Origin of the sequence: Mycobacterium sp. 050272 (assembly GCF_039023525.1) — a bacterium.
GTDB lineage: Bacteria > Actinomycetota > Actinomycetes > Mycobacteriales > Mycobacteriaceae > Mycobacterium.
In genome coordinates, this window is sequence record NZ_JBCHKV010000012.1 from 142,322 (window position 1) to 165,285 (window position 22,964).

Below are 22,964 nucleotides of genomic sequence, written 5' to 3' on the forward strand. Positions count from 1 at the left end.
GGCAATCATGGATCTGCTGCCCAGTGCCGCACAGCTCGAAATCGTCTCGACTGCAGCGGAATTCATCGCCGAACGGATGTCGGTCGAGCAGCTGCGCGCCGACCGCGCCAAGCCCGTCGCGGTGCGGCCCGAGGTATGGCGCGAGGGCGCCGAGATGGGACTGCTCACGCTCGGGTTGCCGGAGCAATTCGGCGGGTCCGGTCAGCCGTTCGACGACGAGGTGCTGCTGCACATTGAACTGGGCAGGCGGCTGGCACCCGGCCCGTTCCTGGCCGGGACGTTGGCCGCGCGGGTCGGTGCCGCCTGCGGTGACGCGGAGCTGGCCGGTCAGATCGGCTCGGGCGCAGCGACCGTCGCGCTTGCGGTATTACGAGGTGACGGCGAGGCGCGCAGCGTCAAGGGCACCTTCGACCTGCTCGACTGGTTCGGGGCACGTTATGCACTGGTGCTCTCGCGGCAGGGCGCCGCAGTCGTCGACATCGCGGTTTTCGGCGAGCCGACCATCATCGAGTCCGCCGACCCCGGTGTCCGGTTGGCGTCAGCGTCGGTGACCGGGGCGGGGCCGCTGCATTGGCTGCCCGCCGAGAAGGAGTGGATCTGGGGACGCGCGGTTGTGCTCACGTCGGCTTTCCTGACCGGACTGGCGCTGGCCGCCGCCGCCGACTCAACCCAACACGCCAAGACCCGCGAGCAGTTTGGCAAGCCGATCGGCGCCAACCAGGCGATCAAGCACAGTTGCGTCGACATGGTGGTCGCTGCCGAGGCCGCACAGGCCCAAACCTTCTTCGCTGCAATCGCTTTGGATAGCGCGCGCGACGACGCGCTGTGGCAGGTTCTGTCCGGATTCACAGTGGCCGGCACGGCGGCCGTCGACAACGCCGCGGCGGGCATCCAGGTCTTCGGCGGTATGGGCTACACCTTCGAAAGCAACATGCACCTCTACCTCAAACGTTCCCACCTACTCCGGCACCTGTTCGCCGAGCCCAACGACGTTCTCGCGGAGCTGATCACACAGGACAGGCTGCAGTGACGGTTGCCATCGCCGGCGTGGCGCTGTCCGACGTGGGCCGCGTCGACGACAAGGGGCCCTACGAGCTGATCGCACAGGCGAGCCGTCGAGCTCTGGCCGACGCCGGCCTTTCGCCCGGCGATGTCGACGGCCTTGCGTCTACCGGCCAGGGCACGCTGCCCCCAGTCGACGTCGGTGAATACCTGGGGCTGCGTCCGCGGTGGGTGGACTCGACGGCGGTCGGCGGCGCGGCGTGGGAGGTGATGGCCTCGCACGCCGCCGACGCCATCACCGCGGGCCACGCAGACGTCGTGCTGTTGACGTATGGATCCACCGCTCGTGCCGACCTCAGGAAGGGATTGCGCGGCGCGAGCATCAACTGGGGTGCGCGCGGACCGCTGCAGTGGGAAGCGCCGTACGGACATACGTTGATCTCCAAGTACGCCATGGCGGCCCGCCGCCACATGTCTCAGTACGGCACCACGATCGAGCAGCTCGCCGAGGTGGCGGTGTCGGCGAGGTGCAACGCCGCGGACAACCCCGAGGCGTATTACCGCGACCCGATAACGATCGACGAGGTGCTGTCGGGGCCGATGATCGCCGACCCGTTCACCAAGCTGCACTGCTGCATCCGCAGCGATGGCGGCGCCGCGGTGGTGATGGTCAACGCCGACCGGGTCAAGGATCTGCGGTCGCAGCCGGTGTGGGTGCTCGGCGCTGCCGAGACGACCTCGCATATGTTGACCTCGCAGTGGGACGACATGACCGTCGGACCCGCGGCGGTCAGTGGCCCGCTCGCATTCGCCCGGGCCGGAGTGTCGCCGGCCGAGGTCGACGTGGCAGAACTCTACGACGCGTTCACCTACATGCTGCTGCTCACCCTCGAAGACCTCGGCTTCTGCCCGAAGGGGCAGGGCGGCGCGTTTGTGGAGACCGGAGCGCTGCGCATCGGTGGGCAACTGCCCACCAACACCGACGGTGGCGGCCTGTCGGCATGTCATCCTGGCCAGCGCGGCCTGTTCCTGCTTGTCGAGGCGGTTCGCCAGTTGCGCGGTGAATGCGGACCGCGCCAGGTGGCGGACGCGAAAATTGCCTGTGTCAGCGGCACCGGAGGCTGGTTCTGCTCCAGCGGCACAATGATTCTCGGTAACGAGAAGCCATGACGGTGCTGGCCGGTGACTTCGCGAGCACCCGCGAGTTGTTGGAGGCCGCAGCCGTCACGTACGGCGACCGTGAGGCGTATGTGGAACCCGGCTCACGAATCTCGTTCGCGGAATGGGCGTCGCGCTCCCGCCGGGTCGCGGCCGGGTTGGTCGCCCGTGGGGTCGGCAAGGGCGATGTGGTGGCGCTGCGATTGCCGTCGGGGATCGACTACGCGACGTGCTATGTGGCCGCGGCCATCATCGGCGCCATCACCACCGGGATCAACCCCCGGCTGGGCCCCAGGGAGGTCGGGGCGATCCTCGAGCTGGCCGACCCGGCGCTGGTGATTTCCGAACCCGCCGAGCTGCGCCGCATTTCAGGCGAGAGCGGCGACCGATTTCCGGCTGTCCCCGATGTTGAGATCAACCGTCACGACCCCGTCGCGTTGATCTTCTCCAGCGGAACCACCGGTTTGCCCAAGGGAGCGGTGTTCGATGGAAACAATCTGCTGGCCGGTGCGGCCTCGGCGGGGGTGATGAGCGCACCTTATGACCGCCGCCTGACCTCTACGCCGTTCGCCCACGCCGGTTACATGTTCAAGCTCTGGGATCAACTGCTCTGGGGTACAACGCTTGTGATTCCGCCGACGCCATGGTCCGCCGCCGGGATGGCCACCGCGCTGCGCGAGGAGCGGATCACCGTCGCGGGTGCGGTGCCCACCCAGTGGGCCAAGCTGCTGGAGGTGTCCCCGGCCGTATTCCCACATCTGCGGGTGGGCGTGGCCGCGACCGCACCCGCGTCGCCGGAGCTGGTACGCGCGGTGGCCGACCGCATCGGGGTGCCACTGGTGGTCCGTTACGCCATGACCGAATGCCCGACGATCTGCGGCACCGAGCCCGAAGATCCGCCCGAGATCCAGTTCCGCACCGTGGGCAGGCCGGCGCCGGGCATGGCGGTGCGCATCGTCGACGACGGCGTCGTCGAGGTCCGGGGACCGTGCGTGATGCGCGGCTATTGGCGCGACCCTGAGCTGACCGCGTCGGTGCTACGCGACGGCTGGCTGCGCACCGGCGACATGGGGGTGCTGAACGACGATGGCACGCTGTCGATCGTCGGACGCTCCGGCGACATGTACATCCGCGGCGGGTTCAACGTGCATCCCGTCGAAGTCGAGCAGGTGATCGCGACCCACCCGGGGGTCGCCCGCACCGCCGTCGTCGGCCGGCCGGCACCGGTCATCGGCGAGATCGGCGTCGCGTTCGTCGTGCCTGAAAACCCCGCCGCCGCACCGTCACTGGCGGAGCTGCGCGCCCACGTGCGCACCCAGCTGGCCGACTACAAGGCGCCCGACCACCTGGTCCTGGTCGACGACATCCCGCTGACCCCGATGCTCAAACCGGACCGGGTTGCGTTGCGCAGGTTGGCTGCCGCTGCCTCACTGTAGCTACTCCGCAACGAGATATCGTGATACGGCTCAGGCTCTTTCGGCCGGCGCGAGGGACGCGATGAGGAAGGTCCGTAAGATGCCCTCGTCGCCGCCGTCTTCGGGCCGGGCCGGTTCGGCGACCAGGCTGAATGCAATGCGGGTGACCCAGTGGGCCATTGTTTCCGGGGACACGTCGTCGCGGACCTGACCGGTGGCGGCTGCGGCCGCAATGCGTTGACCGAGGTTTTCGGCGAGGTCCCGGCGCCACAGCTCGGAGGCTTCGGCGGCCCGGAACGTGCGTCCGGCTTCCTGCTCACCGATCAGCAGCCGCATGGTCGGTGATCGGCGCCCGGCCTCCATACCGATAAGCATCGCCTGCACCAGCTGCTCGAGGAACGGCTCGTCGGTGTGCCAGCATGGCTCGCCGGCGTCGAGGACCTCGGTCACCGCACGCACGAAACATGCTGCCAGCACCGCGTCTTTGTTGGGGAAATACGAGTACACCGTGGTGCGGTGCACGCCGGCGCGGTGCGCGATGTCGCTCATCCGCGTGCGGCTGGGCCCGCGGTCGGCGTAGCAGGCCTCGGCGGCGTCGAGCAGCCGATCCCGGGCCTGCTGCTCATCGATAGGTGTATCGGCGCCCCAGGCCGTGGCGCGGCCCGGAGTTGCCTGCCCGGTGACCGTCATGATCGGCACCTTACCTGTGATACTTGACCGAGACTACACAATTGCTTAGCGTGTAGCGCACACTACAAAGTGACGGAAATTGTAGTTTTTGACACGTTCTTGCAGTCCACGAAGGGACCACGGCCATGACAGTCGAGCAGGAGGTCTGCCCCCTCCACGCGAACTTCGATCACCATTCGCCGGAGTTCCGGGAGGCGCCTCCCCACGCGGCGCTCGCGCAGATGCGCGCCCAGTGCCCGGTCACCCATTCCGGGCAGCATGGCGGTTTCTGGTCGCTGCTGGACTACGCGTCGGTATTCGACGCCGCGCGCGACGACGATCTGTTCAATTCGTATCCCTCCGTGGGCGTGCCGGCCAGCACGGCTCCCTTCCCGATCATTCCGATCGAGTCCGACCCACCGCTGACGAAGAAGCTGCGCCAGGTGACGGTGAAGACGTTCTCGCCCGGTGCGGCCGAACGGTTGCGACCGGCGGCGCGGCGGATGGCCACCGAGATGGTCAACGAGTTCATCGAGCGAGGTGAGTGCGACATCGTTGGCGAGCTGACCACCCCACTGCCGGCCAAACTGGTGCTGCACATGCTGGGGTTCGACGAATCGAAGTATCGGCAGTGGGTGGGCTGGGTGCACACCTTTGTCCACGACCGCACCCACGACGAGGAGAAGGCCGCCACCGCGGCCATGGAGCTGTTCGGCGAAATCCACAAGCACATGGCCGAGCGCCGCGAGGCCGGTGAGAACGGCGACGACCTGTTCGGCGAGATCCTCGACGGCCAGATCGACGGCGTCCCTCTCGACGACAGCCAGATCCTGATGTACACGGTGATGATGATGCTGGGCGGCATGGACACCACCAGTGGGTTGACCGGAAACGTGCTGCTGCGCTTGATCAATCAGCCTGAGCTGCGTCAGGTCCTTATCGATCAGCCCGAATTGCTTAAACCCGCCACCGACGAGTTCCTCCGGCACGCCACGCCGACGTTGGGGCTGGCCCGCACGGTGTCGCGCGACGCGGAATTCCACGGCCAGCAACTCAAAGCCGGTGACCGCGCCATCCTCATGTGGGCGGCCGCCAACCGCGACCCGGCGGTGTTCGACGAGCCGGACAAGATCGACCTCTGGCGCAAGAACAGCCAGAAACACATGGCATTCGGGGTCGGACAACATCGCTGCCTGGGCTCACATTTGGCACGGATGATGTTTCAGGAGATGATCGCCGAAATCCTCGAACGCCTGCCCGATTTCGAAGCAAACGGACCTGCGGTGATGTTCGAGGATGCCGGTGAGGTATACGCCCCGCGCAGCCTGCCGATCAAGTTCACCCCGGGCAACCTTACGGGAGTGAAATCCTGATGCCCAGAATCGAATTCGACCAATCACGCTGCGTCGGGCATGCACAGTGCAACGCCGCGGCGCCCGACGTCTATGAGCTCGACGACAACGGATATCTCCTGCCACCGCCCAGCGTGATCGACGAATCGCTGCGCGACAGCGCGATCGCAGGTGCAAGCGCCTGCCCAGAAGGGGTACTGAAAGTTTTCGACGACGAATAACGGTCGGCTACACCTCTGCGGGCAGCTAAGCGCCCCAGAGCACGCCTGAAATCCCTAGGCCGGAGCCGACGGTCCCTATCTTCCCCGGAGTTCGGCACCGATCGGCAGCCCACCGCAATCATTGAACACTGTTTAAGTAAGCTCGCTAGCTGTGGATTTGGACCCGCTGAACTGGATGGACCTGCGTGCCGAGGAGCGCGTGCGGGCTGGCCTGCGTCGGGAGCTGCGGGCGCGACCGCCGCAGAGCGGGCTGATCGATCTGGCATCCAACGACTACCTGGGACTGTCGCGGCATCCCGCAGTGATCCAGGGTGCGATCGAGGCCGTCCGCACCTGGGGCACGGGAGCAACCGGGTCCCGGCTGGTGACCGGCACGACCCTTGACCACGAGCAGCTGGAGACAGAGCTTGCCGACTTCGTCGGAGCAGAGGCAGGCCTGGTGTTTGCCTCCGGGTACGCCGCCAATCTGGGCGTGGTGACGGCCCTGGCCGCGCGCGGAACGCTGGTGATCTCCGATGCCAGCAGCCACGCGTCGCTGGTGGATGCCTGCCGGCTGTCGAGAGCCAGGGTGGAGGTCACCCCGCACGGCGACGTTGCGTCGATCGAGCGGCTGCTGGCCGAACGCGCCGAGGAGCGCGCCCTGGTGATCACCGAATCGGTGTTCAGCGCTGATGGCGACCTGGCGCCATTGGCGGAGCTGCACCGCGTGGTGCGCGCCCACCAGGCGGTGCTGATCGTCGACGAGGCGCACGGCATCGGCGTACGCGGCGAGGGCGGTCGCGGTCTCGTGCATGAACTCGGTCTGGCCGGCCAGCCCGATCTGGTGATCACCGCGACGCTGTCGAAGGCGCTGGCAGCCCAGGGCGGTGTGGTGCTGGGGACCGAGCGACTGCGCAGCCACCTGATCGATACCGCACGGACGTTCATCTTCGACACCGGACTGGCCCCAGCCGCCGTGGGGGCCGCGCTGGCCTCGTTACGGCTATTGCGCCGGGACCCGACGATGGCGGGTCGGGCACTGGCCCGCGCCGCCGAGATCTCGCGCATCGTGTCGGTGGCCCAACCGGATTCGGCGGTTGTCTCCGTCGTGCTGGGGGAGCCGCAGCGCGCCTATGCGGCCGCTCAGGCCTGCCGAGCCGGCGGACTGAGCGTTGGCTGCTTTCGGCCGCCGACCGTGCCAGCCGGCACGTCCAGGCTGCGTTTGACGGCGCGCGCCAATTTAACCGACACCGAGATGGACACCATCGCAACGGTTCTCGGTAAAATTCGTCCGGCGGTGGCACAAACCGAATGGAGCAACGCCCAACTTACCGGCTAGTCCGGACCGGATAACCCCATCGGTGTCGCCATTGCCGGTTCGAAACGCCCGACGACACCAGAAGATGCGCAGAAGGTGCGCGTCGCCAGGGGCAACCCGGCGTTGGCTTGCAGCACATCCGATCAGCTGGCCGCGCTGCTGGGTGAGGCGGGCAGTCAGCCGCCGAGCCGCAGTCCCGGATTGCGGGTGCCGAATACGTCAGTCGCCATGATCACACCGAGCGTGTTTGCGTCCCAGCGCTTCTGGTCGCTGGAGACCGTCGTGACCGGATGCCAGCCCTTGAGCAACTGGATGTTCTCCCCGAGCGCGCGGATGACCTGTCCGCTTATGTGGCCGGCTTCTGGACTTGCCAGCCACGCCACCACCGGTGAGCTCAGCGACGGGTCCTTGGGGTCGAATTCGTCCTCGGCGCGTTCGTCGGGTTCGATCGCCGCCGCAGCTCCGGGCATCGACGCTGACATCCGCGTGCGGCCACCGGGGCTGATGATGTTGGCGGTGGCGCCGATCGACGCCAGTTCCAGACTCAGGGTCTGGGTCAGGCCGACGATCGCGGCCTTGGCCGCACTGTAGTTGGTTTGCCCGAAGTGTCCGTGCAGGCCGGCTCCTGAGGTGGTGTTGATGATCCGGCCATACACCTTGGTGCCACCGTTGGCCTTCGACTCCGCACGCCATTGTCGGGTGACCGCGCGACTGGTCAGCCAGCTGCCCCGAACATGCACCCGCATCACGAGGTCGAAGTCCTCGGCGGTCATGTTCCAGATCGCCTTGTCGCGGACGATGCCCGCATTGTTCACGACGATGTCGAGCCGACCCAGCTGGGAGTAGGCGCGTTCGACCACGAGCTCGACTTGCTCTTCGTCGCCGACGTCGCTGAAGTCCGAAACCGCTTTGCCGCCTCGGTTTTCGATGATCTGTACCACCTCATCGGCGACTTTTCCGCTGCCCTCGCCGGCCAACGAGGTGCCCAGGTCGTTGACGATCACCGTCGCGCCGTGTTTGGCCAGCTCCAGCGCATGCCCGCGACCGATGCCGTGTCCGGCACCGGTGATCAAGGCAACCTTGCCGTCGAGTAGTCCTTTCACTCGTCCTCCTTGCTTGCGGTGAAGACCGTCAGATAGGGGCTGTCCGGATCCTGGTCGTCGACGGGCCGGAATTCAGCGGTGACCGCCATTCCGATGCGTAGCTGTTCGTGGGGAACACCCTCGATCGTCGTCATCACCCGCGGCCCCTCAGCCAGTTCGACAATGGCCGCGATATAGGGCACCCGGTCGCGGAACGGTGGGAGATCGTTGACGTACACCGTCGAATACGTGTACAGGATGCCGCTACCGCTGGCCTGGACCGGAACGACGTCGTCGCTCCAGCAGTACGGGCAGAACGGGCGCGGGTAGTGGTGCACCGTCGCGCAGGCGCGGCAGTGCGCGATCAGCAGCCGGCCCTGCCGCGCCGCCTGCCAATACGGTGCGCTGGCCGGGTCGATGACCGGGATGTCGGCGCGGGCCATGGTCACCACCCGGTGTAGCGGGTCGGGCGCTTCTCGACGAATGCCTGCACCCCCTCTTGGGAGTCATGCGAATAGGACTGGATCTCCTGGGCCATCGCTTCGGCGGTGAAAGCGGCGCGGCGGTCGCAGTCGGGGGAGTCGTTGAGGAGGCGCTTGGTGAGCGCGATCGCGCTGGTGGGCGCCGTGGCCAGTCGGTCGGCGAAGTCGGCTACCGCGGCGTCGAGTTCCTCGGCCGGCACCACCCGGTTCACCAGGCCCAATGCCAACGCTTCGGCAGCACCCAGCTTTTCCCCGAAGAACGCCATCTCCTTGGCTTTCTGCATGCCGATGCGCCGGGGCAGCAGGTAACAGCCACCGCCGTCGACGGTAAGGCCCCGCTTGACGAAAGATTCTGTGAAGTAGGCGTTCTCGGCCGCGATGACCAGGTCGCTGGCGTAGGCGATGTGGGCGCCGAGTCCCGCGGCAGCGCCCTGTACCACGGCAATGACCGGTTTGTTGCAGTCCAAGATGCTGGCTATCAGCTTCTGCGCGCCGCTCATGATGCGCCGCATCGGGTCCAGTACCCGTTTCTGGACCGTCTGACGGCGATCCTGCAGCGCGTTCACATCGGCGCCGGAGCAGAAGTGTTTCCCGTTGGCGCGCAACACCACAACGCGTGCCCGCTCGTCGGTGTCGGCGGTCGACAACAGCGCGATGAGCGCGTCGCGGTCGGCGGGTCGCAACGCGTTGGCCGCATCCGGCCGGTTGAGCGTGATGGTCATGACGCCGTCGGCGACGTCGGACAGGATGGTGGTGGTCATGGCGTGTAAATCGCATTCAGGTGCTTGATGCCGTTGACGAAATTGGAGCGCAGCATCACGGGTTCGCCGACTGTCCTGATGTCGGGGTAGCGATCGTAGATCATCTTCAAGGCCACGTTGAGCTCCAGCCGGGCCAGGTGTGCGCCCAGGCAGAAATGCGGTCCGGGACCACCGAAGGCCAGGTGATTGTTCGGGTTGCGGGTGATGTCGAAGAGCTCCGGATCGTCGAAGGCCGCCGGATCGCGGTTGGCCGCCGGATACCACATCACCACCCGGTCGCCCTTGGCGAAGGTGTGGGAACCGGATGCGAGCGTCACCCCGTCGGCGGTCACGGTTCGGCGCATGTGGATCACCGGGCTGGCGTACCGCAGGATCTCCTCGACCGCCCTGGGGGCGAGCGTGTCGTAGTCGCTGAGTAGCTTGTCGCGCTGATCGGGGTGGTGGGTCAGGATGTGCAGACCGTGGGTCAACGCATTGCGGGTGGTCTCGTTACCCGCCCCCACCAGCAGGATGAAGAACTTCGCCAGCTCCTGTGGGGTGAGGTTTTCCTCCTCCGAGGTGACCAACTTGCTGATCACATCGTTGGTGGGGTTGGCGATGCGGTCCTCGGCGATCCCCTTGAGCAGCTCGATCATCTTGACACTGGTCTCGGTGACGGCGGCCTCGATACCGGCGACGCTCTGCTCGGGCACGTATTCCGGGTCCGAGGCCCCCAGGATCACGTTGGTGGACTGCAGAATGAACTGCTCGTGTTCGCGCGGCACACCGAGCATGGTGTCGATGATTCGCAACGGCAGCAGGATCGCGAAGTCGCTGACGAAATCGCACTCGCCTGACGCGGGCATCGCGTCGAGAATCTCGGCGGTGGTGGATTCGACCAGGCCGCGCAGTTCCGCGAGCATGCGCGGGGTGAAGCCGCGGGACACGATCTTGCGGATCCGCATGTGTTCGGGGTCATCCATGTCGATGATCGATCCGCGGTACTCCCGCATCTCCGGTGTCTGGTCGAAGATCTGAGTGCCCTGACCCGAACAGAACTCCGCGGGGCGACGGCTGATGTCAACGATGTCGGCGTGGGTACCGACCGCCCAGAATCCCTTGCCTTTCCGCCCGATCGGCACGAACACCGGTCGGCCGGCGTCCCGAAGTCGGCGATACAGCGCGGTGCGCTGGTCGGGGTGGTCTTGCCACCACCCCAGGTCGATGAGTGAGGTGAATTCCAGTTCGTCGGTGTCGAGCGCGTTCACACCCCGATTCTGGCACTCGTGTCACCCTGAGGCAACGAATAGGTACCGGGAAACAATTGGGAGAACGCCATCCAGTATCTGCCAGCCCCTTGGACGGATGCAGAATCTAACATTAGTGTCACTGTAAGTCGGGGGCGGATCGGTTCGGCGCCGAGGAGGGCAGATGACGCTGCGGGTCGGTGTGGTGGGAGTGGGCTGGGGCGCGCACGTGCAGGTTCCGGGTTTCCGGGCGGCCGACGGCTTCGAGCCAGTCGCGTTGTGCGCGCGCACGCCCGAGCGGTTGAGCCGCGTCGCGGCCAAGCTCGCCATCGAGGACACGTCCACCGACTGGCAGTCGTTCGTCGCCCGCGACGATCTCGATGTCATTTCCGTCGCCACACCGACCGTGTTGCACCACGACATGGCGCTGGCCGCTCTGGCCGCCGGAAAGGCTGTGCTGTGCGAGAAGCCGTTGGCGGGAGATCTCGAGGCAGCCCGTGACATGGTGTGCGCCGCCGCGCAGTCGGGTCGGCCCACTGCCTGCTGCTTCGAGAACCGATGGAACCCCGACTGGCTGGCCGTGGCCCACCTGGTCCGCTCGGGTTTCCTCGGCAAGCAGTACCTCGCCAGGGTCAGCCGTAGCGCGTCGTACTGGCACCCGAGTCATCAGCCACAGGCGCGCTGGATGTACGACCGCGCCCAGGGCGGGGGATACCTCGCCGGGATGCTGGTCCATGACCTCGACTTCTTGTGCAGCTTGTTCGGCCGCCCGGAGTCGGTGTGCGCGGAAGTCCGCAACAGTGACCCGTTCCGCGAACTTCCCGACGGCGAGACGTTGCACATCACTGCCGATGACACCGCCGCTCTGTTGCTGCGCATGGAGTCCGGGCTGACCGCCATCCTCAGTGTGTCGGTGATCGGCGCGCACGCCGACCATTTCCGCCTGGAGTTGTTCGGCGCCGACGGCACCATCATCGGCGACGGCGATCTGCGATCGACCGCATATGTGGCAGGGGCGGCCGCTGACGACGGATTGACCCCGCTGGCGGTCAACGACCGCGAGCCGGCCCACCCGGAGCGCCTGCCCAAGGGACTGGCCGGACACGCCAGTCGGGCGATGGCCCTCATGCTCGAGGACTGGCGCCCGGCCTTCGACGGGGAACCGGTCACCGTGGCCACCTTCGAGGACGGACTGCTCAGCCTCGCCGTGATCGATGCCGCGCACCGATCCGCCGAGGGAGGCGGATGGGAGACCGTTCATGCGACCGCGTGAGCGTGCCATTGGGGTTCATGGCACGCCAAGGCTCTTACGTGTTGGACCCCTCGGCCGCCGGATAGATCAGCACTCCGCGAATGTTGGCGCCGGCGTGCATGTCGGCGTAGCCGTCGTTGACCTTCTCTAGCGGGTACGTCCGAGTGACCATCGACTCCAGATCCACCTGTCCGGCGCTGTACAGTTCCAGGATTTTCGGGATGTCGGCCCGCGGGTTGCCAGAGCCGTACAGCGTGCCGATGATCTGCTTCTCCGTCAGGGTGAGGTCCATCAGGTTGGCCCGGATTTCGCGTTCCAGCATCGGGTGGATATTGGTGACGACCAGCTTGCCGCGTTTGGCCGTCATGGCCAGCGCCTGGCCGACCAGCTGCCCGTCGCCGACACCCATAGCGCAGATGAACTTGTCCGCGCCGCGGTCCCACGTCGCTTCGGCGACAACGCCTTTTGCTTCTTTCCAGTTCGCCGCGGTGTGCGTGGCGCCCATCTTCCTGGCTTCTTCACGCTTGTACTCCGATGGGTCGATCACCGTGATCGTGCGCGCCCCGGCCAGCCGCGCGCCCTGTACGGCCGCCGCACCGATACCGCCGACACCGGCCACCACGACGGTGTCCCCGGGCCGCACATCGGCGGCGTAGACCGACGAACCCCATCCGGTGATGAACCCGCAGCCAAGCAGGCAGGCGAGGTCGAGTCGGTAGTGCTCGGGAATCTTGACGCAGCTCGCCTCGTGCACGACGGTGTGGTGCGAAAACGAACCGACACCGCAGGCAAGCGCCAGATCCTTCCCGCCCGCGTGGTGACGAGCGGTTCCGTCGTGAATCTGCATCCCGGAGTAGATCTTTGCGCCCAGGTCGCACAGGCTCTGATGGCCGGTCGAACATGACGGGCAGCGCCCACAGGACGGGATAAAGCTGAACACCACGTGGTCACCGGGCTGTAGCCACGACACATGGTCGCCGACGGCCTTCACCACACCCGCGCCTTCGTGGCCGCCGATGCACGGCAGCCGGATCGGCATGTCGCCGGTCACCAGATGATCGTCGGAGTGACACATCCCCGACGCGTGCAGTTCGACGAGTACTTCGGGTGCCTTCGGCGGATCGAGCTCGATCGTTTCGATCGACCACGGCGTGTTTCGTTCCCACAGCACCGCCGCCTGCGTCTGCATTGATGTGCCCTTCCGGTCTAGCGAATGACGGCTTGATACTCGACGAAACCGGCGATGCCCTCCGGGCCTCCCTCGCGGCCGATGCCGGACTGTTTGAAGCCGCCGAACGGACTGCCGAAATCCAGGACCGCAGTCGAGTTGACCGCCACCGATCCCACCCGCAACCGCGACGCCACCGCCGCCGCCCGGTCACCGTCGGCCGACCAGACCGCACCCACCAGGCCGTATTTCGAGTCGTTGGCGATGCTCACCGCGGCACTGTCTCCTTGGGCGTCGTCGTAGGTGATCACCACCGCGACGGGTCCGAAGACTTCTTCGCGGGCGATCTCCATGTCGTTGGTTGCAGCCACCACCGCGGGGGTGACGAACCACCCTGGCCCCGTAAGACACTCGCCGCCGGTCAGGATGGTGGCGCCCTCTCCCCGGGCCCGCTGCAGGAAGCCCTCCACCCGGTCGCGGGCGGACTCGTTGATCAGCGGACCGATGTCGGTGGATCGGTCGGCCGGGTCCCCGACGCTGAGCCCCGCCACCGCGGTGGTCAGCGCGGTGGTGAATTCGTCATAGCGGCTGTGCGGCAATATGATTCGGGTTAGTGCGGCGCACAGCTGACCGTTGTTGCCCATCACCCCACCGACCAGCCCGCTGACCGTCGATTCCAGGGGCGCGTCGGGGAGGACGATGGCAGCTGATTTGCCGCCCAATTCCGTGCTGCAGCGGCGGATCTGTGATCCGCAGGCCGCCGCGATCTGCGCACCCACCGTGGTGGACCCGGTGAAGCTGATCTTGTCCACCGCGGGATGCGACATCAGTGCCGCACCGGTGGTCGTACCGCCGTTGACGACGTTGACCACACCGTCGGGCAGACCGGCCTCTTCGATGGCCTTGGTGAGCACACCGATGCTCAACGGCGCGTCCGGCGACGGCTTCAGCACAACGGTGCAGCCCGCGGACAGCGCCGGGCCGAGCTTCAGTGCGGCGATGAATAACGGCGTGTTCCACGGGATGATCGCCCCCACCACACCGACGGGGAGCTGGCTGACCGTGACGGTGCCACCGGTTGCTGACGGGCGGGTGGATTCGAACGGGTAGTCCGGGGTGATCGCAGCATAGGCGCGCAGCGCACCGACGGCGGTGAGCACCTGGCCGAAAGTGCTCCACTTCCGGGGGGAGCCGATCTCGGCTGTCATGAGATCGGCGAGTTCGCCCTTGCGGGCGGTCAGCGCATCGGCAAGCCGGCTCAGCGCCGCGGCCCGCTCGGCAGGGGAGAAGTCGCGCCAGGGCGAGGACACCAGGGCGGTGCCGGCCGCAGCGACCGCGGCGTCGACGTCACCGGCGCCGGCAGCACCCACGGCGCCGATCCGCTCACCCGTCGCCGGCGATGTCACCGCAAACTGCTCGCCGGTGCCGCCGCCCCACTTGCCCGCGACATAACTCGCCGCCAACGTGATCATATCGGCCGATTCTGGCAGTAATGTCATCTTTGTACAAGCGGGTTATAGCCGCTTCATGTCAGGTGCCAGGTTTCGCTCCGGTGAATTTTCTGACACTATTGATCACATGAGTCCATCGCCCGAACCCGCGGCCGCCCCGATTGTCGGGCAGCCATGGGAGGTGATTGTCGAACGCGGGAAAATCGCCGAGTTCGCCGACGCCATGGCGTCGAGCAATCCCGCGTACCGCGGCGCCGATGCGATCATTCCGCCGACGTTCTTGACCACCGCCGGCCGGTGGGCGCCGCCCGGCGCGCGGGTCGATGTCGGTTTCGACCGGAAGCGGTTGTTACACGGGGAACAGGAGTACACCTTCCACGGTCCGCTGCCGAGGGCCGGGGACACCCTGACCGCACACGAGCGAATCGTCGACCGGTTCGAGAAGCCCGGCAAGCGCGGCGGGACAATGCGGTTTGCGACCGTGGTGACCGAATTCCGCGCGCCCGATGGCGCGTTGGTCGCCGAGGCGAAGGCCACGTTTATTGAAACGGCTGGCGGATGACCGCAGGTGTCGCGGCGCTGAACGTCGGCCTCGAGGCCCAACCGCGTGAGTTCGGGCCGATGACCCGGCAGATGTTCGTCCGATACGCCGGCGCGTCCGGCGACTTCAATCCCATGCATTACGACGACGAGTATGCGCGTTCGGCCGGTTACCCGTCCGCCTTCGCCCAGGGCATGCTGACCGCGGCGCTGCTGGCCACTTTCGCCACGGATTGGCTGGGCGCCGAGACCCTCCGGCGCTTCGGCGTGCGCTTCCGTGAGCAGGTCTGGCCCGACGATGTGCTGATGTGTTCCGGACGAATCATTGACATCGCCGCCGAGGAGAGCGGCGACCAGGTGACGGTGGAGCTGACGGGCACCCGGCAGGGCGGCGGGGTGGCCGTCACCGGGACCGCCGACTTCTTCATCGCGCGAAACGCTTCGGCGGGTGGCGCCGGCGATGCGAATCGGCCATAAGCTGGACAGACCATGTCCGATGCGTCGATCGTGCGCCGAGCCAGCTACGGCCCGTCCAGCCCGGAGATCGGCATCCGGGGCGCCACCACACGCAACCGAATCGCCGAGGTGTCACTCGAGCTGTTCGGCCGCCTCGGATTCTTCGACACCTCCGTCGATGCGATCGCCAAGGCCGCGGGCGTCTCCCGTGCCACGCTCTACCAGTACTTTCATGGCAAAGACGAGATATTCCTGGAACTGCTCGACGAGTGCGGCAGTGCGCTGTTCCGGGTCGCCCGCCGAATCGGCCCACTAGGGCCCGATGAGGTGGGCTTCGACAACCTGAACTGGTGGTTGGGCGAGTGGAGCTGGGTTTTCGAGAAGTACTCCACGATGTTCATCCAGTGGACCGCGATCGCATCGTCGGACACCAAGGTGGGCCCGACGATCTCGGGGTTCGTGCGCAGCTACAACCGCCGCATCGCGGAGCGGCTGGCCGCCTCCGGTGTGCGCGGCATCGATCCAGAAGTTGCGGCGATGACGATGACCGCGCTGGTGCACCGGATCAACCTCTACGTCCACACCGGGCGCGCTTACGGTTACAACGCCAAGCAAGTGATGGACACCTTGTCGGTGTTCCTGCAGCTGATGCTGTTCCCCGAGACGCCACCCGCGGTCCTGACGAGCCTGCGGTTGCACACTGTCAGCGACCCGGCTCGTGCCGTGGCCGCCGTTGCGGTGCCGCCGGCGCCGGACACCACCGGCTTGTCGATCACCGAGCGCAGCGCGGCGCTGAGCCAGCGCGCGGTCGCCACCGTTGTCGCGCTGGCCGACGCGGGCGCGGCGCAATTCCGCGAACGGGGGTACCGGCGCACCAGCGTGGACGACATCGTCGAGGCGGCGGCTGTCGCGCGGGGCACCTTTTACAAGTACTTCCGAGACAAGCAGGATCTGCTGGTGGCCACCGCCGCCGAAATCTATGACGCCGCTAAGGCGTTCGCCGACCAGATCGCCCGCATCGACCCGCTGGCGGATCCGCCGACGCTGCGACAGTGGCTGAGCGCCTATATCGATTTCTACGATCGCTACTCGGGTTGCATCGAGGTGTGGGTGGAGAACACCGCCGATGACCCGACGGTGATCGCCCTCGGTGAAAACGGCCAGGTGCTGATGGATATCGGCGTGGCGACGATGCTGATCCAGCACCCGGGCCCCTACCCGTTCGATCCGATCGTCTCGGCGGTCATCGTTCGCGCCCTGCTGACCAGGGTCCCGCAGGCCGCGCTGGATCTGCCCGAGCCGATCAGCAGCGACAAGGTCGTCGACTTGCTGCTGAGTTGTCTGCGGCGGGGATTCTTTGAGGTGGCCGACTAAATTCCGCGATCCCCCGATCAGGCCAACGTGGTGACACGCGTTCGCGCCAGCTCAGCGATATCCTCATGCGAAAAGCCCAACCCCTCCAAGATCATTCGGCTGTGCGCACCGAGCGCGGGCACGTCGCCGATTCGTGCCTGCACGCCGGCCAATGTGGCCGGGGGGATGAGCGCCTCCGCAGGGCCGCCCGGTGTGTTGAATTGCCGCCAGCGGTCCCGCCCAGCCAGCGCCGGATGGTTCCACACCTGCTCGACGTCATTGATCCGCGCCGTGGCCACACCGGCCGCGTCGAGCCGACGCTGAAGTTCGTCAGCGGTCAGCGAAGCGATCGCGGCGGTAATAATCGCCTCCAGCTCCTCGCGGTGCGCCACCCGGTCGGGGTTGGCCGCAAAGCGGGCATCATGCACCAGATCAGGTCTGTCCAATACGAACTCACACAGCCGCTGCCACTCCGGCTGGTTCTGGACCGCCAGCAGCACCGTACCGCCGTCGCCGGCGGTGAAAGGGCCGTACGGGGCGATGGTCGCATGGCGGGCACCCGTGCGCGGGGACCGGCGAGCGCCGTAGTGACCGTAGTACAGCGGTTGTCCCATCCATTCGGCCAGCGCGTCGAGCAACGACACCGACACCGGTCGGACCTCACCGGTGGTGGCACGCACATACAGCGCGCTGAGAAGCCCGGAAAACGCGAACATGCCGGCGGCGATGTCAGCGACCGAGATACCGGTCCGCGCCGCCTCCGCCGCCGAGCCGGTGACCGACAACAGGCCGGCCTCGGCCTGCACCAGCAGGTCGTAGGCTTTGCGGTCGCGCCACGGGCCGCTCTCGCCGTAACCGGTTATCGTGCAGGCGATCACGCCCGGATGACGCTTCCCGACGGAAGCGGCGTCCAGACCCAGCCGAGTCGAGGCGCCCGGCGCCAGATTCTGCACGAGGACGTCCGCGCTGTCCAGGAGGCGATGCACGACCTGCCTGCCCGCGGGTTGTTTGAGGTCCAGCGTCAGCGACTGCTTGCCGCGGTTGAGCCACACGAAGTAGCTCGACTGGCCGTGCACCGTGCGGTCGTAGCCGCGGGCGAAATCTCCACCATCAGGGCGTTCGACCTTGATCACCCGAGCGCCAAGGTCCGCGAGTTGGCGCGTGGCATACGGAGCCGCCACCGCCTGCTCCAGACTCACCACTGTGATGCCCGCCAACGGCGCCCCGACCGGATCGTCAGCGTGTCGCGCCATGTGTACATACTGTCAGATTTGATTTCCGGCGGTGCTGCTTGGTGCCCCGCCCGTCGGGGCACCTCAACTCCGGGAGGTGGCGACGGCCATGCCGGTGATCCACTCGGGAACCGGCTCGTAGACCAGCGGTGAAACCGGCCGCCCCCCGCCCGCCGCGCCGGCGGCAACCCACGTCCGGACCTCGTTGGCACCGGCACCGGCCCGCGCGTGGGCGGTGTCCACCAGCCGCACCAGCGCCGAGACGTCCCACGTCGACATCGCTTGCAGCACTTCGGCATCCCAGTCCGGGCGGATCCTGGTGCGCGCTTCGGCCATCCCGTCGGCGATCAACCGTGCCCGTTCCTCGTCGCTGAGGTCATAGGTGTCGACCTCTAGGCTCGGCGGTGAATGTGAGAGCCCGCCGGTCCCGATCACAAGCACTCGTTGGTCAACACCGTCGAGGAATCGCCCGACCGCCGTCCCAAAGTCAGCCACCCGGCGCCCCGTCGGCAGCGGGGCGGTCGCGCAGTTCACCGGCACGGGGATGACCGGCTTGGCATCCAATGCACCAACCAGGTCTCGAATCGGTTGGGCAAATGCATGATCCAGTCCGATGTCACGGCACACCGCGATGTCGAAGCCCACGGTGAGCAGGTATTCGCAGAGCTCGCGAGCCAGTCCGGACGCAACCTGCAGATCACCGGCGCCATGACGCCCTTCGGCGATGATCGACGCGGACAGCGCCACGCCGAAGGTCGGCACCACCTGCCGGAACGCTCGGCGGTGATCACCGCCGAACACGATCACCACGTCGGGATCGAAACGGCGGACGTCATCGGCGGCCGATGCCAGCGCGGATCGGAATTTGTGCCCGAACGCCTGCTCGACGTCGCGCTCTTTGCCCGGACTGTGGCTGGCGCAGACCACCAGCCGCCGATCGGAATTCACAGGCGCCACCTCATCACATAAGTGACACACATGTTAGAACGGCTTCTGCCGCCGGTCCAGCCGCGGGGTTGAGAGCGGCTATGCGGCGAGGCGGCGAAGGGGGCCGCGCAACGTCGGGGCGCCGCGATCGGTGCCGATCAAACCCCTTCGGCCGGTGCGCTTCTGGTCGTTCCTCGGGACGATAAGGTGAGCTGTTCGCCGGCTCCGTCGACGTCGCGTGGACTGTGTCGGGCAACGCGAGGTCGGTTGATCCCGGTTGCCCGTCTCACTTCACCAGCGCGGGCAGCGCGGCGAACTCCTGCCGGATGAGATCGTCGAGCCCGGTATTTGGGGCCGACAGCCATTGCTTGATGGCGCGGTCTACGAGCACCATGCCGATCGCTGCGAGCAATCGGCACTCGCCATCGGGGGACGGCAGCCCGCGCCGCTCGGCGATCACCCTCGCCACGATGTGGGCATTGGCGTCGTGGTTCCTGCGCTCGCGCCCGAGTAGCACCAGCGATGACGCGATCGCCTCGTGATACTGACCGATCCGCTTTCGGATGCGCTTGAGTCCCGGTGCCAGCAGGGCGAACGACTCCGCGATCGCCTCGTAGTCCGACAAGGACTCATCCCGGCCCAGATAGACCGCACTGAAGGCGTGGATGAAATCGTATTCCCCGGAGAACAGCACCGACTCCTTCGTGGGGAAGTAGCGGAAGAACGTCCGCGGCGACACTCCCGCAGCCTCGGCGATTTCCTCGGTGGTGGTCTCGTCGTAGCCATGTGCACTGAAGAGGTCCAGGGCGGCATCGAGCAGCGCCGACCTGGTGCGGTCCGCATGTTCGTTTCGCGGCGAACGATCGCCCCGCGCCATCGGTCATTCCTTCCGCGTGATCGGTTACTCATGACATTACCGCGGTGGCAGGTCTATCGAGGGTCGTTGACAGCGTTCGGTGCCCCAACGATACTTGCCAAGATTGACAGTCTACTGTCACGTTCGTCTTTCGGCAGGTTGGGGCCGCCGGTTAACGAGAGGAGGTAACGTCCATGGCCGACGTCACCAGGGAAGCGGAGTTCAGCGTCGACGACCTTCCCTTCAGCGAGGATCGCGCCCGCGCCTGGCGAGAGCTGCATGAACGTGGCGAGGTGGTTCGAAGCGGGGAACAGGCCGTCATGGCCAGTGCAGCGGCCGCCGATTTCGCGGCCAAGCATCCCGAGATCTTCTCGTCAGCACGGGCTTTCGACCGTATTGGCAGTCCGGTGCCGATGGTTCCGATCGCGATCGACCCACCCGACCACACCCGCTTCCGCCGACTGCTGGATCCGTTCTTCAGTCCGCGCAAGATGGCCGAGCGCGAGCCCGAGTTGCGTAAACAGGCCGGCGAGCTGATCGATGCGATCAAGATGAAGGGGGAGTGCGAATTCGTCGCGGATCTGGCTGTTCCGTTCCCCTCCCAGGTCTTCCTGACGTTGTTCGGACTGCCGTTGGAGGATCGCGACCGCCTGGTGCAGTGGAAGGATTCCATCCTGGAATTCACCGATCCGGCCAGCGCCGAGCCGACGTCGGAGGCGCTTCAGCATGCCCTGGAGCTCTACACCTACCTCAGCGAGCACATCGCCGAGCGACGTTCCAACACCGAGGGCGACGATCTGCTATCCCAGTTGATCCACCTGCACGACGAAGGCGGCATGACCGACGCCGAAATACTCGGTCTGTGCTTTCTGTTCGTGCTGGCGGGGTTGGACACCGTCACCGCCGCACTCGGCTTTTCGTTTGCCCGCCTCGGGGTCGACACCGAGATGCGGGCCAAGATCGCAGGCGATTACTCACTGATCCCGTACTTCATCGAAGAGCAGTTGCGTGTCGATCCGCCGGTGCCGTTCGCCCCCCGTGTTGCTACCCAAGATGTCGAGGTCGCCGGCAGTTTCGTGGCCAAGGATACCAATGTGTTGATCAGCTACGGCTGCGCCAACCATGATCCCCAGCAGTACGCGGAGGTGGACAAGGTCCACCTGGAAAAGCGCCCACCGCATTTCGCGTTCGGTCGTGGTCCGCACCGGTGCCTTGGCTCCCACTTGGCGCGGCTGGAGTTGCGACTGATCCTTGAGGAGTGGCACAACCGGATTCCCGACTACCGGCTCGCCGAGGGCGCCCAACCACAGGTTCCATGGCCCAACGGCACGCTCAGCCTCGACGCGGTCCCGCTGGTCATCAGCTGATCAAGGAAATTGGGGCAGCGGTTTTATTGGCGGGGCCGCTGGTCTGGTTAGGTGGTTTCGTCGGATGCTGCGCTCGACGTGTCCGTGGCCGGTGGTTCCGTCCCGGGCAATGATGCGGGCTGCACATTCGGTGAGGACGAGAGAGGATCGTCGCGCCGTCAGTCGATTCCGTTGAGGTTTCCATTGTTGTCGGTCCGCGTCACAGGCGGGGTGAGGATGATCTCGACGTCGAACGTGGTGGTCTGACCATCGTCACGAGCGATCTTCAGTAGGAACTGCGGGAGCTAACGGCGGGCTGTTGATCATGTGTCACCGTGGTCACCTGTTCCCCTGGCGGCGCTAAGGTGTCGGCTCTGACTGACTGCTGAAATCGGCGCAGTCAGTCATGCACCGTCCGTGGCTCGAGACGCTACGGCCGCGAACGGGTCAATCGACTTTGGGGATCACTTCTTCGGCGACCCACTGCATGTGGTCGAGGTAGGCGTTGAAGTCGTTGAGCGGTGGCGGATTGACCCAGGTGTCGGTGACGCCGAATTCGGCGAGCTTGCAGCAGTTGTCGATCACCTGCTGCGCGCTCTGGCCGAACTGCGCGTTCGGATCGTCGACGACGGCGTGCTCCTGGCCGATGGACAGCACCGCGAGACTGTAGAACAGCGAGAACGGCCGCCCGTCGAAGCCGGGCTGAGTGCGCAGGTAGTCCATCTTGGCGGGCAGTTCCTCGGGCTTGGTCAGCCACGGTGCCCAGCCGTCCCCGTACCGTGCGGCGCGGCGCAGCACCGCGTCGGCGTCGCCGCCCATCCACACGACAGGGTGGGGGCGGCTGACCGGCTTGGGTCCGAAGGCCACTTCATCGAAGCTGACGAATTCGCCCTCGAAGCTGGGGGTGTCGCTGTGCCAGAGCTCGAACATCGCCGCCAGGGTCTCATCGGCGATGCGGCCTCGCTTAGTGAACGGGACGCCGACCGCGTCGTATTCCTCCTTGAGCCACCCCACGCCCACCGTGACCTGTGCCCGGCCGCCGCTGAACCAGTCCAGCGTCGCGATGGATTTGGCCGCGATGACGGGATTGTGCAGGGGAAGGATGGTCACCATCGAACCTATGGTGATCGTCGACGTGGCGCCGGCGATGAACGCCTGGGCGGTTGTGGCGTCGAAGTAGTGGTTGCCGGACAGTTCGACGTGCCCGGTGGGCGTCAGGTAGTGCTCGGGCAGAAACACCATCGAATAGCCCAAGCGCTCGGCCGTCTGCGCAACCCGGGCGATGTCCTGCCCCGTGAGATGCTGCTCCCACGGCTGCGTGATCGCCGCGACATTCATGCAGTTTGGGAGATAGACCGCGAATCTCATGACGCGCCTTCCTGGATCGCTGGCCCCAGGTCCGCATGGTGAGTCCGGGCCCTCCGCACGCCGAGGCTATGATCGCAACATTATGGCAGTTCACTGCCAACCGTCAACGAGTCATCCGATGCACGAAATTCGGGATTCACCGTCATGACGGCGTTATACCGTGGAAATCGCTGACAAGTGACAGTTCGCCGTCAAAAACTCGTTTCACAAGGCGCATCACCGACACCACCGTCCGTTGACCGATCCCCTGCGGGGCGGCAGCGATCCCGGTCGGCTGTCGACATTGACCAGCTTCGGCGAGGCGAGGCCGGATATCCTTTCGCCCCTGTGCTGTCGCTGTGGTGTGCGGG

The 22,964-nt window shown here is 66.3% G+C and carries 22 protein-coding genes; 11 read left to right on the forward strand and 11 right to left on the reverse strand.

What is annotated here, in order from left to right; translation table 11 throughout:
• Positions 1-7: 7 nt before the first annotated feature.
• The 3 genes from AAHS21_RS21745 to AAHS21_RS21755 are packed head-to-tail and all read left to right on the forward strand — an operon-like array spanning position 8 to position 3,596.
• A complete protein-coding gene (locus AAHS21_RS21745; protein WP_342929627.1) occupies positions 8-1,030 on the forward strand; it encodes an acyl-CoA dehydrogenase family protein in 1,023 nt (340 codons plus the stop codon).
• Positions 1,027-2,172 (forward strand): acetyl-CoA acetyltransferase, encoded by a 1,146-nt coding sequence (locus tag AAHS21_RS21750; protein ID WP_090422582.1) that lies wholly within the window; start codon positions 1,027-1,029, stop codon positions 2,170-2,172. Before AAHS21_RS21745 ends, AAHS21_RS21750 begins: the two co-directional genes overlap by 4 nt.
• Positions 2,169-3,596 carry a class I adenylate-forming enzyme family protein gene (locus tag AAHS21_RS21755; protein ID WP_342929628.1) on the forward strand — a complete coding sequence of 476 codons (1,428 nt, stop codon included), beginning with the start codon at positions 2,169-2,171 and terminating at the stop codon, positions 3,594-3,596. Before AAHS21_RS21750 ends, AAHS21_RS21755 begins: the two co-directional genes overlap by 4 nt.
• Before the next feature lie 30 nt (positions 3,597-3,626).
• Here the strand turns inward: AAHS21_RS21755 and AAHS21_RS21760 are convergent, their stop codons facing one another.
• Entirely contained in the window at positions 3,627-4,265 is a 639-nt protein-coding gene (locus AAHS21_RS21760; protein WP_342929629.1) for a TetR/AcrR family transcriptional regulator, read from the reverse strand.
• Between the two features lie 125 nt (positions 4,266-4,390).
• On the opposite strand from AAHS21_RS21760, the gene AAHS21_RS21765 reads away from it, so the two are divergent.
• The 3 genes from AAHS21_RS21765 to AAHS21_RS21775 all read left to right on the forward strand — a co-directional run bounded on the left by AAHS21_RS21765 (position 4,391) and on the right by AAHS21_RS21775 (position 7,135).
• A complete protein-coding gene (locus tag AAHS21_RS21765) occupies positions 4,391-5,617 on the forward strand; it encodes a cytochrome P450 (protein WP_342929630.1) in 1,227 nt (408 codons plus the stop codon).
• Positions 5,617-5,817 (forward strand): ferredoxin, encoded by a 201-nt coding sequence (locus AAHS21_RS21770; RefSeq protein WP_085242862.1) that lies wholly within the window; start codon positions 5,617-5,619, stop codon positions 5,815-5,817. The genes AAHS21_RS21765 and AAHS21_RS21770 overlap by 1 nt, the downstream gene beginning before the upstream one ends.
• 175 nt (positions 5,818-5,992) lie before the next feature.
• Positions 5,993-7,135 carry an 8-amino-7-oxononanoate synthase gene (locus AAHS21_RS21775; protein WP_090423359.1) on the forward strand — a complete coding sequence of 381 codons (1,143 nt, stop codon included), beginning with the start codon at positions 5,993-5,995 and terminating at the stop codon, positions 7,133-7,135.
• 155 nt (positions 7,136-7,290) lie between these two features.
• Here the strand turns inward: AAHS21_RS21775 and AAHS21_RS21780 are convergent, their stop codons facing one another.
• Genes AAHS21_RS21780 through AAHS21_RS21795 form a run of 4 tightly spaced genes read right to left on the reverse strand, consistent with a single transcriptional unit; the run spans position 7,291 to position 10,686 of the window.
• Entirely contained in the window at positions 7,291-8,217 is a 927-nt protein-coding gene (locus AAHS21_RS21780) for an SDR family NAD(P)-dependent oxidoreductase (RefSeq protein ID WP_342929631.1), read from the reverse strand.
• Entirely contained in the window at positions 8,214-8,639 is a 426-nt protein-coding gene (locus tag AAHS21_RS21785) for a Zn-ribbon domain-containing OB-fold protein (RefSeq protein WP_342929632.1), read from the reverse strand. Before AAHS21_RS21785 ends, AAHS21_RS21780 begins: the two co-directional genes overlap by 4 nt.
• Before the next feature lie 2 nt (positions 8,640-8,641).
• Positions 8,642-9,439: an enoyl-CoA hydratase-related protein gene (locus AAHS21_RS21790; RefSeq protein ID WP_342929633.1), complete on the reverse strand. Its 798-nt coding sequence runs from the start codon at positions 9,437-9,439 to the stop codon at positions 8,642-8,644.
• Complete coding sequence (locus tag AAHS21_RS21795; protein ID WP_342929634.1) at positions 9,436-10,686, reverse strand: cytochrome P450; 1,251 nt, start codon at positions 10,684-10,686, stop codon at positions 9,436-9,438. Before AAHS21_RS21795 ends, AAHS21_RS21790 begins: the two co-directional genes overlap by 4 nt.
• Before the next feature lie 163 nt (positions 10,687-10,849).
• Here AAHS21_RS21795 and AAHS21_RS21800 point away from each other — a divergent pair, with 163 nt between their 5' ends.
• Positions 10,850-11,938 (forward strand): Gfo/Idh/MocA family oxidoreductase, encoded by a 1,089-nt coding sequence (locus AAHS21_RS21800; protein ID WP_090422577.1) that lies wholly within the window; start codon positions 10,850-10,852, stop codon positions 11,936-11,938.
• Between the two features lie 34 nt (positions 11,939-11,972).
• Here the strand turns inward: AAHS21_RS21800 and AAHS21_RS21805 are convergent, their stop codons facing one another.
• Both AAHS21_RS21805 and AAHS21_RS21810 read right to left on the reverse strand, forming a co-directional pair.
• The gene (locus AAHS21_RS21805) at positions 11,973-13,106 is read right to left on the reverse strand and encodes a Zn-dependent alcohol dehydrogenase (protein WP_342929635.1); all 1,134 of its coding nucleotides are present in this window, start codon (positions 13,104-13,106) and stop codon (positions 11,973-11,975) included.
• Between the two features lie 17 nt (positions 13,107-13,123).
• Entirely contained in the window at positions 13,124-14,584 is a 1,461-nt protein-coding gene (locus AAHS21_RS21810) for an aldehyde dehydrogenase (protein ID WP_342929636.1), read from the reverse strand.
• Between the two features lie 79 nt (positions 14,585-14,663).
• Between AAHS21_RS21810 and AAHS21_RS21815 the strand changes: the two genes are divergently transcribed.
• From AAHS21_RS21815 to AAHS21_RS21825, 3 genes are read left to right on the forward strand one after another with little or no spacing between them, the layout of a single operon-like run.
• Positions 14,664-15,098: a MaoC family dehydratase N-terminal domain-containing protein gene (locus AAHS21_RS21815; RefSeq protein WP_342929637.1), complete on the forward strand. Its 435-nt coding sequence runs from the start codon at positions 14,664-14,666 to the stop codon at positions 15,096-15,098.
• Positions 15,095-15,553, forward strand: a complete 459-nt coding sequence (locus tag AAHS21_RS21820) for a MaoC/PaaZ C-terminal domain-containing protein (protein WP_342929638.1) — start codon at positions 15,095-15,097, stop codon at positions 15,551-15,553. Before AAHS21_RS21815 ends, AAHS21_RS21820 begins: the two co-directional genes overlap by 4 nt.
• 12 nt (positions 15,554-15,565) lie before the next feature.
• Positions 15,566-16,906, forward strand: coding sequence for a TetR/AcrR family transcriptional regulator (locus tag AAHS21_RS21825; protein ID WP_342929639.1), 1,341 nt, complete (start codon positions 15,566-15,568; stop codon positions 16,904-16,906).
• Positions 16,907-16,923: 17 nt separating this feature from the next.
• On the opposite strand, the gene AAHS21_RS21830 is transcribed toward AAHS21_RS21825, so the two are convergent.
• From AAHS21_RS21830 to AAHS21_RS21840, 3 genes are all read right to left on the reverse strand, one after another.
• Positions 16,924-18,138 carry a CaiB/BaiF CoA-transferase family protein gene (locus AAHS21_RS21830; RefSeq protein ID WP_342929640.1) on the reverse strand — a complete coding sequence of 405 codons (1,215 nt, stop codon included), beginning with the start codon at positions 18,136-18,138 and terminating at the stop codon, positions 16,924-16,926.
• 63 nt (positions 18,139-18,201) lie between these two features.
• A complete protein-coding gene (locus tag AAHS21_RS21835; RefSeq protein ID WP_342929641.1) occupies positions 18,202-19,065 on the reverse strand; it encodes a 3-carboxyethylcatechol 2,3-dioxygenase in 864 nt (287 codons plus the stop codon).
• 265 nt (positions 19,066-19,330) lie between these two features.
• Complete coding sequence (locus tag AAHS21_RS21840; protein ID WP_090422571.1) at positions 19,331-19,921, reverse strand: TetR family transcriptional regulator; 591 nt, start codon at positions 19,919-19,921, stop codon at positions 19,331-19,333.
• Between the two features lie 173 nt (positions 19,922-20,094).
• Here AAHS21_RS21840 and AAHS21_RS21845 point away from each other — a divergent pair, with 173 nt between their 5' ends.
• Complete coding sequence (locus AAHS21_RS21845) at positions 20,095-21,267, forward strand: cytochrome P450 (protein WP_342929642.1); 1,173 nt, start codon at positions 20,095-20,097, stop codon at positions 21,265-21,267.
• Between the two features lie 426 nt (positions 21,268-21,693).
• Here AAHS21_RS21845 and AAHS21_RS21850 read toward each other — a convergent pair whose 3' ends face one another.
• The gene (locus tag AAHS21_RS21850) at positions 21,694-22,614 is read right to left on the reverse strand and encodes a TIGR03619 family F420-dependent LLM class oxidoreductase (protein ID WP_342929643.1); all 921 of its coding nucleotides are present in this window, start codon (positions 22,612-22,614) and stop codon (positions 21,694-21,696) included.
• Between the last annotated feature and the right edge of the window lie 350 nt (positions 22,615-22,964).